Source organism: Chromobacterium alticapitis (assembly GCF_002924365.1).
Lineage (GTDB): Bacteria > Pseudomonadota > Gammaproteobacteria > Burkholderiales > Chromobacteriaceae > Chromobacterium > Chromobacterium alticapitis.
This window is the reverse complement of sequence record NZ_PQWB01000098.1, coordinates 1-13,536: the sequence shown is the minus strand read 5'-3', so window position 1 is coordinate 13,536 and position 13,536 is coordinate 1. Positions and strand designations below refer to the sequence as shown.

The following is a 13,536-nucleotide window of genomic DNA, read 5'->3' as shown; positions in this document are numbered from 1 at the left end:
CAGCGTGGCCGTGCAAGATCCGCGACAAGGCGGCCCGGGTCACTCCCAGCTTACGGGCAGCTTCCGTCACGCTGATGCCTTCCAGCCATTCTTGCAGCACCTCTCCTGGGTGTGCAGGGTTGTACATCGGGCTCATCCTGAAGGCTCCTAGCCATAACTGGTCTGTTTTGAGTCTAGTAAACCTTGCCCTCCCTGGGGTGGTGAAAATCGGACGCAGATCACCCCATAAACTTGGTCGCTTTTGTACGCTGATTAACATCGTCCCAGCAATCAGTCTCTACGGTTATGGTAAACATGTCATTACTTGCAATTAATTGGCATAATTGACATGAATGACTACATTCCGCTGATGCCCGCTTTCAGCCCACTGCTTTTGCCAGTGCCCCACCTACACTTTGCTTGAGGATTATTTGATGGCCTTCCCTGCAATTCTGTGCGTACGCCTGGAAAGGTTTCGTGGCTTTGAAAGCCTGACTTGGCACCCAGCACCCGGCATGAACATCATTCTCGGTGGGGGTAATGCGGGCAAAAGCACGCTATTGGAAGCCATCGGTTTGCTGCTCCACCCGACGAATAGCTATACCTTGTCCGATTCGGACTATTGGCAACGCGAAGTAGAAGAAGAGTTCTGTATCGAGGCGGTCATGCAGTTGCCGGACTCAACGGGCATCAATCGCCAAAGCACTGTTGCCTGGCCATGGGAATGGGATGGCACTGATGCGGTACTGCCACTGCTTGATGGCGACGAGAGTCCGCGCCAACCAGTTTACAAAATTCAGGTCCGAGGTACCGCTGATCTCGAATTGATACACGAACTGGTTCAGCCCGATGGCTCCACTATCCATTTTTCGACCGCCTTGCGCCGCAATATCGGATTGGTTCGACTGGCCGGCGATGACAAAAATGATCGCGACCTTCGTCTGATTCAAGGGAGCGGGCTTGACCGCCTGCTGGCAGACAAGGGCTTGCGTGCAAAACTAGGGCGTAAGATTGCTCTCGATTCCGTAGAGGATGAATTGAGTCCTGAAGCCCAGGCAAAACTGTCCGAGCTAGACACCAAGTTTGGTGAGCGGGCCCTTCCCACGGAGCTCGGACTTGGCTTCGTTGGCGGAGCAGGTCTATCGATTAATGCTTTGGTCGGTTTGACGGCGAAAAAAAGCGCGGTCGTCTTGCCCCTCTCTAGCTGGGGCTCTGGCACGCGTCGCTTAGCTGCGCTCGCAATTGCCGACACACTTCAGGATCAGACACCTATTACCTTGGTGGACGAGTTGGAACGAGGATTGGAACCCTATCGTCAACGTCGCTTAGTCCACTCGTTGCGCGAAAATGCGGCACAAACTCTCATCACCACACACAGTCCGGCGGTGCTCAGTACTGCAGCCGGCAGTGTTCTCTGGTATGTAGACGCCAAAGGCGCAATTGGCGCCTTGCCGGCAGACAAAATTGCCACGCACCAAGCACTCGATCCGGAGACCTTTCTGGCACGACTTGCAGTAGTCGCAGAAGGCGCTACCGAAACCGGCTTCGTTAAAACGCTTCTATCCCGCTTTCTCCCCAATTGGGAAGACGAAGGTGTCCATGTTACCGATGCCGGAGGAAATGACAACGTACTCAAACTCCTCGAGGCCATGACTTCTGGTGGCTTGCGATTCGCGGGTTTTGCGGACTGTGAACCAGCCAGCCCAAGCCCCACACGCTGGGGAACAGTTAAAGCGCACTTAGGAGACTTGCTGTTGCGCTGGGAGCAAGGCTGCCTGGAAGAAAACATCCTGCCGCTATTCAAACCTGAGCATTTCGAGCAGCTGGTCACGGACCCTGAAGAAGTCAAACGGGGCATGCGACTCCGTTCGCTAGCGGATCGCCTCGGCATGACCGGGGAGGTTACGACCCAGACCATCCAAGATGAAGCTGGAGATCAATTAATGCAGCTGGTGATTCAAGCAGCTACGGGCATGGTTCCCGTAGACATTAAGGACGACAAACAAAAAGCAAAAAATTGGAAAGGCCATGCCACACTATGGTTCAAGACGGTTAACGGCGGACACGAGCTGGCAGAGAAAATGTTCAGCTTAGACATTTGGCCAAAGGTCGAACCGAAGCTGCTGCCGTTTATCAACGCCCTGAAGGCGACGATTGGCTACGAGGAGCGCGCATGAGCGATGCCAGTGTAGCTGCAGCACTGCGTTCAGAAGCGCCCCTGATTGTCGTCGAAGCACCCGCCGGCTGTGGAAAGACCTATCAAGCGGCCGAATACACGCATTGGTTGGCCTCGAATGGGCACCAGTGGCAAGTGCTAATCTTGACGCACACCCATGCGGCTTGTGATGTCTTCCGTGGACGTACCAAGGAAGTGCAGCGCCGCGTGCACATTACCACCATCGACGGCCTAGTCGCTCAAATCGCCAGCATGTACCACCTTGCGCTAGGCCTCCCCCCTGATGCTGCGGCCTGGGCCCGCTCGCAGTCTGGTGGAGATGGATTCGAGAAGCTGGCACAAAAGGCCAGCGAATTGTTGTCCGCCTCTCAAGCGGCACGCTCAACGTTGGCGGCCCGCTATCCAGTGATTTTGTGTGATGAACACCAAGATACTAATGCTTGGCAGCACCATATTGTGATGTCTCTGCACAACGCAGGGGCCAAGCTACGGGTCTTCGCCGACCCCGTTCAAGCCATCTATGTAAAAAAGCAGGAACGGCCCGCACATAACCAACGATGGGAAGCGCTTTACAAACAGGCGAATGCCGTCGAAGAGCTCGATTATGCCCACCGGTGGACTCATGGCTCCCCCGAGCTCGGACAATGGGTGTTGGCAGCACGCCAGGCACTAAAAAACGCCCAACCAATCGATCTTCGCGGCGACCTCCCCAAAGGACTGCAGATCATTGTCGCCGACAATACTTCTCCGAGACATGGTGGTTTCTTGCTAGAACAAGAAAAAGGCCGCCTAGTAAATCGCGCGGTGAATGCAAACGACTCGCTGATGATCCTGGCGGGACTGAATCAAACCGTTGCCGCCATCAATGCTTACCTTGGACGCCGAGTCCCAATCTGGGAAGGGCATACTCGCAACTTCTTGTCAGACTTGGTGATCGCTTGCCAAGCAGGACAAGGCAACCCTGTAGCGCTAGCTGAGGCTCTCGTTGTGTTTATACAAGGCGTAGCCACAGGCTTTAACAAAACATTTGCAGAGCGATTTTTTGCAGAAGCCACGAATGGCTGTACGAAATCTTGTAGAGGTAAGCCTGCGCAACTTCAAGCTATGGCCCGCTACCTGATCGATGAACCAAATCATATGGGCGTTGGCCGAGCGCTTGCGCTGCTCCGCACATTACAAGCAGAAGATGCAGGATTTCAGGACATCCGATTTGATCTTCTGCGGGAGTTCCGTGAAGCAATTCGGCTCGCCGATTTCACAGATCCTGGCCAAGGATTCGCCGAAATTGCTCAGCGCCGCTCTATTGCTGGCATGAAGATGCCACCAAAGGTGATTAGCACGGTTCACAAGGCAAAAGGCTTGGAAAGCTCCCATGCCCTGCTCTTGCCATGTGACAAAGGGCATTTTGGAGACTCGGATGAGAAGCGCTGTCTGCTGTATGTCGCGTTGAGTCGTGCCAAAGAAAGCTTGACCTTGGTGGTATCACCGACAAGTCCAAGTCCGCTGTTCACCGGCATTACAAAGTGAAAGACAAACGGCAAGTGGCGGAACTACAAGTGCACGCTACGCTGTTGAATCGCTTCACCACCCTGGGTTGCCCGAAGACCGTAGCGTTAGCGGCGAATCTTTGCATCGCCGAACACGCTTACCCATTCCCCGAAACTCAGGTTTGTCGTCACGATCAGGCTCGTCCTCTCGTACAGCTGACTGATTAGGTGAAACAGCAGCGCGCCGCCTGACCCTGGAAAAAGCAAGTAGCCCAGCTCGTCCAGTATCACGGCGTCCATCAGCGTCAGCTGACGCGACAGATGCCCAGCTTTGCCGGCTCGCTTTTCCTGCCGACACGGCCCAATCCGAAGATGCTTGACCTTCCACGCCTGACGGCAAGCCGTCCTATGCAAAATTATTTATTCCCACGGTCTTGCGGGGGGGAATATTAGCAGCATAATATTGTCATACGCATCCAGACTGTGCTTTAAGCAGGAAAAAGTACGCCCCCCCCCCCAAGACCAAGGAAGTCCGTGCAGACCCTACCTACCTCTCCGGCAAAGAACATGTCTGCCACCACTGCGATTGATATGGCTGCATATCGTTTATTCCGCACAGAAATTTTGATGCAGCTCACCGGCGAATTCCAGTACATCTTCCGGAGTCAGTCAAGGGTACACAAGGGAAGGTACGGTTTCCAAGATAGGCCTCAACCAATATCGAATTTAAGCACAATGACCGGCCGACAAAGAATTGAAGCGTTTCGCCGATTTGTCGCTTATCACTTCGATGAACTTTTCGAGCAGAATTCAAGGTTGGCTCCGTTGCTTTTGAAAGCCTTAAGCATTCCTCAATGCACTCCGTTGTTCCAAACGCGACGCCAGCGTGCGTGGCGTTTTATTCAGCGTATGTTGATGAGTCCGGCCACCAAAATTTCAGCAGCAGCCTCAGCTCTTAAACAGACACGTACAGAACAAGGTCGCTCCCTTGTTTTTGATCGTCTACACGCATACATCGTGAGGGGCTCCTACAACGATGAACTTGGGTTCTTATTGCGGAAATTAGATAGCTTTCAGAGCCAAGATCAATTAAAAACTTTATGGAGTCAACCCAGTGAACTGACACGAGCAGGTTATCTGATAGGGCTTCGTACCCCGTCCGACTTGCTTGCTCACCTCAAGCCATTCCAATGGGACATCAACCATCAGGCGATCCTCATCTTGGTAGAAGAAGGTGTACTGTCACAGCCAAGCGATCTAGAGCTGCTGCATAAATACGTAGTTCGCGATACGCTGATGTACGCCCAAAACCGTATCGAAGAAGACAAATTTCGGCAGACTGTTCGTCTGCTTAAAAAAGCCCACGTGGCACCAGAAATATTGGTGTACCTCATGGCCGACCCATATCACCTTAACCCCCGAAAGCTTCAATACACTTTGGAGCTTCTACTCTCCAGTGGCATTACCGATATCTCTTCTATTTTTGCGGGGCTGGGCTCAACCCTTTGGCAGATAGAAGCGAATGTACTGCAATTCGTCATCCGCGAAATGGGCATTGACCAGCCAGGAGATTTGGCACAACTCAAACGTGTTTTGGGATACCACCGCGTACCGAACGCGGCCGTAGCTCACACCTTGCGAGAATTAGGTGCTGGCCCAAATGAGCTTGCCGCCTGCCAAGAGCTATTGGTGGAGTCCGCGAAAATGGATGACCCTCCAGTAGAACGTCTCAAGCAACTTGCAGCAACACCACATCACTTATCGTTCGCTGATCTCAATCGATCGATTCAGTACCTTCGAGATGGAAATGGTAATGACTTCACCGCCTTTCTAGCTTTGTTACATCGCTATGGACTTGGCACGGCAGAGGGTCTGAACGTCTTCAAACACTTATTCAACAGCAGCAGAATTGAAGTGCTCGAGCAATTGCTGCAGATCGCGTCCCCCTGTTTTGCCGCAATGGGCACTGAAAAGGTGGAGCAATGGATACGCGTTGCGCAATACAAGCGGCTAGATAGCATCCGTTACTTAGCCGGAAAAGTCGAAATCAATAAACCACAGCAGCTCGACAAAATAATCGACCTCGGAACGATCAGCCATGATTTACTTGCCTATCTTTATGAGCGTCGTGGGCTTAATACCATCGAAAAACTACACCGTTGGTATTACGAGGAAGGGGATGGAGCAAGCAGCTATAAAGGCTCCTATGTAGAAGGAGAAGCTATAACACGCGTGCTCTTTGCGGACGCCTCCCGCCGCAAGAATTTTGTTACCCTTGCGGACTCTTACGGATGCATTATTAGCGCGGTCAGCGCATATGCTGAATCCCAACTTGAGAAATATGACTACAAATGGGACGAAGAACAGCGACAAGCCTACTGGTCCAGGAAAGCTGCGCTAGAAATCGAGGCTCGCGCCACTCTCGCTAGCAAGCTTCCCGACATTCTCGCCCAAACCGACGGCGCCCTGCTGGAAAGCCTACTCCTGGCAGTGCTGCGTGGCGATGATGACATATCTACACTGATGCACTCACTGACCCCGCTAATAGAGGATCTATTAAGCGGTGCCGGCCCTACGACTCCCAAGATCACCCCGCTTGAAACCGATGCCGTTGCCTTGGTTTACGGCGTACCCACCGAAACAGTAAAGCGCCATTGGCACTCAGTCTGTGGGCAGGAGTCCCACCTGCAAAACGTAGTATTGCAGGATGCCTATCCCATGTCCTGGCGACGCGTGGTGCGTGTGGCACAAAAGGTAGAAGATACCCGTGCCCATGAAGAAAAAATGGCACACCTTGACTCTTTGTTCGCCGCAGCGGAATTTGCCCAGTCCTGGCTCGGTGGTCAAATCTCGGATCGGCAAACCTTAATTGCATCCCTGAGCAACCGTGCGTTGGAAAACCCTGCCATTCAAGCCTACAAACTACCGACGTATTTGGGATTGCTATTGGCAGCGGCAAGCGACTATGCGTTGATTAACCCCTGGATTACTCGCGACCTTGCCAAAGCAGCTAACGATGCTCGCGACGCACAATTGGCGTATACAGCTTTGACTAGCCTTGAGAGCTTCTTTAACGTCACCTTTCCCGATGGTCTGGCCAGTGGCATCAATACGTTCATTACAAGCTTGACCGATGTAGAGGCTGCCGCATTGCTGGTAGCACTGTCACCCAAAGTCGCCAAACTTCCTCACCTGGCAGCGGAACGTCGTGAGCAACTGCGTAGCGTAATGGGGGATGTCCAGAAAAAAACACTCAACCTGTTTAGTAAGTGGGTAAAGAAAGAGGTCGCTGGATTTACTGAGGCAGAACCATGGGATGGTCCGGTAAGCAAGCCAATGGCTGCTGTCGTGACCAAATCACCTGCAGCCTTCTTTATCAAGACATCGACAGGCATTTGCACACGGGACAACACGGAAATGTGGCATGAGGAACGCCATAGCCATCTAGTAGTGTTCGACCACCACAGTAAACGAGCGGTCGGCATGGCTATGCTTTATGTCCAGCCAATTCCCCGCGAGTTCAATGGCCGCCCATGCCTGGTGATGCGAGCCATCAACCTGACCGAGCCAGCCATATCTGCATTTGACACCGCATCCGTTGTAGAGTCATTTATGCGTACTGCCATTGATATTGCGCAGGCAAACCATTTGGCCTGCGTGGCATTGGCCACTGAATCCACCTATCTCTCCAATCAAACTGAGCTGGAAAGAGCAATCCACGCCAGTGATTACATGCATGCCGCGAACAAGGTAGGGGATGCACGGGATAGAAGTAGCCAGGGCTATTGGAGCAAAAACGCCTTGTTTCACGCGAAAGAGGAAGGCATGTCTGATGGCGCCGTTTACACTCTCTATGTAGTGTGGGCAGCACCAGATAGCCCCCTTCCTTCTACCATCGCGATGGAGGCAGAGACTGCCTGATAGCTTTAGCCATGGTGCGAGGTGTTATTTCCAAAACACCTCGCACCTAGGTTTGGGTACCTCTGCAAAATGCCGCGATAGTACCTATGGCTTCAGCCGAAACCACCGCGGGATTTGCTCTTGTCACGGTGTGTCGTGGCATGGCTACGATAAGCCACTTCGTCATTTCAACTAGCACCTTAGCCAGGCACGTAATAGAACTAGTCAAACATGAAAGATCAATACGCGGATGATTCTTCTAGATAACGAAACTAAGGTTGATCTACTCAACAACGAAGCCATCGCCGCAACTATCGTTGCCCTTCTACGAGAACGGCCAGAACACCCGCTTACAATTGGCGTTCACGGGGACTGGGGTGCCGGAAAATCCAGCATCTTGGAAATGATCGAAACCGGCGTTGCAACACAGGCAGAAACGACAGGAAAAAATGTCCTGTGCCTTAAGTTCAATGGCTGGCGGTTTCAAGGGTTTGAGGATGCCAAAATCGCCCTCATCGAGGGTATCGTTTCCGGGCTGATAGAAAAGCAGCCAATGCTTGGGAAAGCCGCCGACGCAGTCAAAGATATCTTCCGTAGAATTGATTGGCTTAAAGTGGCCAAAAAGGCCGGTGGTCTTGCCTTTACGGCCTTCACTGGGGTTCCAACTGCGGACCAGATACAGGCGATTACCTCCACCCTCAAGGGTTTCATTGACGACCCTGGCAAGCTTGCCACCAAAGAGAATCTCAAATCAGTTATTGATGGGGTCGATGGTCTGCTCAAGCCAGCCGAGGGCAAAAACATCCCGGAGGAAATCGCCGAATTCCACAAAGCCTTCAAAGAGCTGCTCGAAAAAGCCGATGTTGACCAACTCATCGTACTGATCGATGACCTTGATCGCTGCTTGCCAGAAACCGCTATCGAAACACTTGAAGCTGTCCGCTTGTTTCTATTTACCGAACGTACTGCATTTGTCGTCGCGGCTGACGAGGCGATGATCGAATATGCAGTACGTAAGCACTTTCCTGATTTGCCGGAAAGCACAAGCTCCCAGACGTATGCGCGCCATTATTTGGAAAAGCTGATCCAAGTGCCTTTTCGCATCCCGGCACTAGGCGAGACGGAAACACGTATCTACGTCACCTTATTGCTGGTCGGCGCCGAACTAGGTGAAGAAAATGAAGCCTTCATGGCACTGATTGATACTGCCCGCGAAAAACTGAAGAAACCTTGGATTGGTGGAGCGCTAGACTTTGAGGCGGTGAAGACTGCTTTAGGTTCAAAAACCGCAACTGTCCAAGAGGCCCTGACGCTAAGCGAGCAAATCGGCCCCATCCTGGCCAGCGGCACCAAGGGCAACCCGCGTCAGATTAAGCGATTCCTCAACACACTGATTTTGCGCCAGCGCACAGCCGATGCGCGTGGATTCGGGGAGGACGTCAAATTGCCGGTATTAGCCAAGCTGATGCTCGCCGAACGTTTCCTCTCTTCTGTTTTCGAACAGATTGCTAGCCACGCCGCAAGCTCTGCCAATGGGAAATGCCATGACCTAGCCCTATTGGAAACTCTACAAGACGAGGTAGCGACCCTACAGTCCGAACACCCCAAAGAGCTTGATGACGCAGCTTCTTCCAGCAATGCCAGTACCGAGAACGAGGAAGATAGTCCGTTGCTCAAGGAATGGCGCACCTCACCTGCCACCGTGGCTTGGGCACAAGTCCTCCCACGAATAGGCCAGGAAGACTTACGCCCCTACCTCTTTGTTGCCAAAGATCGCAAGGATTACTTTGGCGCCGTATCTGTTCTAGGCCACTTGGCTGAGATCGCGGGAAAACTCCTGGGCTCTAAATTTGAGGTTCAGGGGCTAGAAGATGAACTCAAGCGCCTTGCTCCACCGGAAGCAACACAGGTTTTCAAGCTAATCTGTGGGCGAGTGATCGGTAGCGATAGATTTGATACTCAGCCAGCAGGCATTGATGGCCTTGTCATTTTGGTGAAGGCACATCCAACGCTACAAAATTCACTTTTAGATTTTCTAGGTAGCCTGCCCAGCGCCCGCCTCGGGGTGTGGGTTGCGAAAGGCTGGGCAGACTCAATCACAGATGCTGAAGCTATCTCTCGCTTTAACCAATTGTGCGAGGGCTGGAAAACGACGGGCAGCCCAATGCTCAAAATAGCGGTTAAAGCAGCACCGCTACGCAAAGGGGGTGCATAAGTGGGTACATCAACACCATACGGCGGACCCAACGGGGGTACGCCACTCGTTCCATCCTGGCTCAATGGCGGAGCAGGACCAGCAGGAGGGGATGAGCCAGGGAATACCGCTCCTACTCCGCCTAATGGGACCATACCCCCCGCTGGTGATGCCAACCGCTTCCGTGGAGCAAGAGGCAACTACTCACGCTTCGCCAGTTCAGGGGGGCGAGACCGCGCCAGTTTGGGGCGCGCCATTTCAGGCTATGTTTCTTCGTCATCAGGCGGCGCTCGACAAGCAGCCCAGCGCATGGGGACATCCCGGGCCAGCGGGGCACGCCTAGCCAACTTCTTATCAACTGCAGCAGCACAAGGTCCCCTTGAGGCATTACGGCTCTTCAAACTCGATCACCTGGCCGGGCGACCGATCGAAGAAGTTTTTATTGGCCTCATGGAACAGGTCTGTCCCATCGGAGGTACGATCGACGAAGGAATTTCACGGGACGCGTTTGTGGAAACGATCGATGATCTAGCTGGGGCTGGCATCACTGACTTCGACAATATGACCTCCGAACAACTGCAAACGGTATTCGAGCTATATACGACCCATACCATCGAGGCTCGGCTCTGCAACGACATAGCCACTAAAACGATCATGCTACCGGCCAACCCCCAAGAGGCAGCCAGCGTTCAAAAGCAGCTGTATGAATTTATTCTCAGGGGAGTAGCCGATGCATTGGCAGGGCCAGCTAAGGCTGTTACTGCTCTAACTTCTACTCAGGTTCAAGGCTTTGTTGATCAGGTGTATGAGGAAGCATTCGCCATCCTGCGAGCCATGGGTGAAGCCGAGGGAGACACAAAATGAAGCGATACCTGCTTACGGGCTGCTTCGGTAAAACTGATCGACCAGCAGTCAAATCCGGAGTCGATGAAGAGGTTTACTACCTGGACTTGGTCAAGACCAACAAGCGTATTGATTTTGGAATTGGTCATGCATTGGAAGATCTCTCACGGCTACATATTTACCCCAGCGAGGTAGGCGTAGATCTACTCGTGCTAGCTGCACTGGTCCACGCAGCCGACACCCGTATTTCTCGAGAAGAGCAATCCCAAGATAGCTGGACACGCGAGGTCCGCTTGATTGTTCCTGTCAGTGATCCCTTACTCTGGGAGCAGGCCAGAGATGTGCTGCACAGGATGTTGAAATTTCTTACCGGCGATCAGTGGGAAATCGAATTTCGGGCACGGCCTGAAGGGTTTGAGTCTATTGTTCCCGCGCACTCTACACCGCTACTTCCCTTACCGTATGACAGTCTGGCTTTGTTTTCGGGTGGCCTCGATAGCCTGATCGATGCCGTTAATTCCCTTGAGCAGGGTAAGACTCCGTTATTGGTCAGCCATGCCGGAGAAGGCATCACCAGCAGCGCGCAATATCAGTTATTTGACGCCTTAAAACAGCACTTCCCAAACAGTACCATGGAACGACTGCGCCTCTGGATGGTGTTCCCAGAAAATTTAATTCCAGATGCAGGCTCCGAAAACTCTACCCGCGGGAGGTCTTTCTTGTTCTTCGCCGCTGGCATTTTTGCCGCGACAGGGCTACCACAAGTTTCTGAATTACGAGTGCCGGAAAATGGTCTAATCGCCTTGAATGTGCCGCTGGATCCACTGCGCCTCGGCTCTCTGAGTACGCGCACCACCCATCCCTACTATATTGCGCGATGGAATGAACTACTCAGCACACTTGGAATCGCACCCCGCGTAACCAACCCCTACTGGGACAAAACAAAAGGGGAAATGACTGGGCAGTGCCTCAATCCGGCATTGCTGAAGCAATTATCTACACTTTCCCTGTCCTGCTCTTCTCCTGGTAAAGCACGCTGGAATGGAGTGGGGATACAACACTGCGGCTTCTGCTTGCCTTGTCTGATTAGAAGGGCAGCCCTTGATGCCGGCTTCGGCAGAGGCGTGGATCAAACGTCCTACACCTTGACCACCAAAGAGCTGCACGCAAATGCCCTAAACACAAACGAGGCCGAAGGTAAGCAAATTCGTTCTTTCCAATTTGCCATCCAGCGGTTACGCCAAAAGCCGACCTCTGCCCGCCTACTCATTCATAAACCTGGTCCACTGATTGATGACCCTACGCAATGGGAAGCGCTAGCAGATGTGTACCGCCGTGGCCTGGAAGAAGTTGCGGCGCTTATCGACGGCGTGACAACAAGCCCTAAGTAATGCCATGACCAAAGGACTTGTTGATTTTCATTGCCATCTGGATCTGTATCCAGATTTTGCCGAAGCGGTTTCTAAAGCAGAGGCTGCTGGCATCTATACGCTTACCGTCACGACCACCCCACAGGCTTGGCCACGAAACCGTGACCTGACTAAACCGAGCCGCTACGTTCGGGCAGCTCTAGGGCTGCATCCCCAGCTCGTAGCCGAGCGGGCCGACGAGATCTCTCTGTTCGAGAAGTACGTGGGCGATACGCGCTATATCGGAGAGGTTGGGCTGGATGCCTCCCCTCGTTTTTACCATTCGATCGACCTTCAAAAGCAGGTCTTTGAACGTGTACTACGTTGCTGCGCAGAAGCTGGGAATAAAATCCTGACGATTCACAGTGTGCGCTCAGCCAAGGCTGTGCTCGACATGATAGAGCACACACTTTCCCCTGATAGGGGTAAGATTGTTTTGCACTGGTTTACCGGTAGTGCCGCTGAAGCACGGCGTGCGACAGCCATGGGCTGCTATTTTTCGGTAAACGCGACAATGGCCGCTAGCGAACGTGGAAAAGCTTTGGTTGAATCCCTTCCATTCGGGAGATTGCTAACGGAGACCGATGGTCCCTTCACCAAGATCGATGGCAGACCAACGCAACCAAGTGATGTCAGCACCACAGTAGATCTGATTGCCAAGATCAGAGGTCAGAATAGCGTAGAAGTGGCTATGGGTATTCAAGAAAATTTACGCCAACTTGTGGGTACACCGTGAATTTTATGAGTGAGGCTAGTTCTTTTCCAGGCAAAGCGTTCGAAAGGAAATTTCCATTAAATTTGCTGAAGCGTCAGATTATTTCAAGAACACTGCGTTGATACGACTTATCTTGAAGCACAACAAATGAAAAAGACCTTATTGCACAAGACGGGATGTTTTCACTAACTTTGCGTCCCTACAGTAGTGTAGTTGTAGGGAGTCGTGATTACTGAAGATTTTTTTCATAGAAAGTGAAACCGTCACACTTCGTCACAGTACGCGACTCCATTCAAAACCTCCTTTTGAATTTTTATAAAATCCCCCCACCCCAATGCCTCCCACAAAAAACTCCATTCGCAATTTCATTGGAATGGCAGCTCAACTCGTCAATTTCGACCAAAATACAACACCCCATCTCTCAAATAGTCACCCTACGCATCAAAATTACTACGTCATAAATAGTCCAAAAAATCAGCGGGAATTCTACTTCCCTATAACACAAATTTAATTTTGCTCAACGCAGGAAATACCCCGTTTTTGCCCCTATTCCTGATGTTTTCGGATTTTTCCTGCATTTAAACACTTTAAATGAGAATGATAGTCATTCATTAAATTATCCCTACTGCCGCGCACACTTGTATTTCATCACGGCGCGCGGTTAGCATAAATCCTATGCGAAACAGGTCTAAACTAGACCTAATAGATGAACATTTATAACGAACGATGGGGGATAGCCAGGGCCATTCAATGCTATCTCATGCCAGCTTGCATAGCGCCAGTAACTGGTCTGGCGACCAACCCAGTTGTTCGCGTGCCGCTTTGATATTGTG

General features: G+C 52.1%; 7 protein-coding genes and 1 pseudogene. 7 read left to right on the top strand and 1 reads right to left on the bottom strand.

What is annotated here, in order from left to right:
• Positions 1-413 precede the first annotated feature (413 nt).
• Both C2I19_RS17460 and C2I19_RS17455 read left to right on the top strand, forming a co-directional pair.
• Positions 414-2,156, top strand: a complete 1,743-nt coding sequence (locus tag C2I19_RS17460; RefSeq protein WP_103903931.1) for an ATP-dependent nuclease — start codon at positions 414-416, stop codon at positions 2,154-2,156.
• Complete coding sequence (locus C2I19_RS17455; protein WP_103903930.1) at positions 2,153-3,682, top strand: UvrD-helicase domain-containing protein; 1,530 nt, start codon at positions 2,153-2,155, stop codon at positions 3,680-3,682. Before C2I19_RS17460 ends, C2I19_RS17455 begins: the two co-directional genes overlap by 4 nt.
• 95 nt (positions 3,683-3,777) lie before the next feature.
• Here the strand turns inward: C2I19_RS17455 and C2I19_RS17450 are convergent.
• A pseudogene (locus C2I19_RS17450) lies at positions 3,778-4,056 on the bottom strand (ATP-binding protein); the annotation flags it as partial.
• A gap of 153 nt (positions 4,057-4,209) precedes the next feature.
• Here C2I19_RS17450 and C2I19_RS17445 point away from each other — a divergent pair.
• The 5 genes from C2I19_RS17445 to qatD all read left to right on the top strand — a co-directional run bounded on the left by C2I19_RS17445 (position 4,210) and on the right by qatD (position 12,724).
• Entirely contained in the window at positions 4,210-7,563 is a 3,354-nt protein-coding gene (locus C2I19_RS17445; protein ID WP_146056857.1) for a hypothetical protein, read from the top strand.
• 229 nt (positions 7,564-7,792) lie between these two features.
• Positions 7,793-9,757 carry a Qat anti-phage system ATPase QatA gene (gene qatA / locus C2I19_RS17435; protein WP_103903927.1) on the top strand — a complete coding sequence of 655 codons (1,965 nt, stop codon included), beginning with the start codon at positions 7,793-7,795 and terminating at the stop codon, positions 9,755-9,757.
• Complete coding sequence (qatB, locus tag C2I19_RS17430) at positions 9,758-10,600, top strand: Qat anti-phage system associated protein QatB (protein WP_103903926.1); 843 nt, start codon at positions 9,758-9,760, stop codon at positions 10,598-10,600. It begins immediately after the preceding gene.
• A complete protein-coding gene (qatC, locus tag C2I19_RS17425) occupies positions 10,597-11,970 on the top strand; it encodes a Qat anti-phage system QueC-like protein QatC (protein ID WP_103903925.1) in 1,374 nt (457 codons plus the stop codon). The genes qatB and qatC overlap by 4 nt, the downstream gene beginning before the upstream one ends.
• 4 nt (positions 11,971-11,974) lie before the next feature.
• Entirely contained in the window at positions 11,975-12,724 is a 750-nt protein-coding gene (gene qatD, locus C2I19_RS17420; RefSeq protein ID WP_103903924.1) for a Qat anti-phage system TatD family nuclease QatD, read from the top strand.
• The last annotated feature ends 812 nt before the right edge of the window (positions 12,725-13,536 follow it).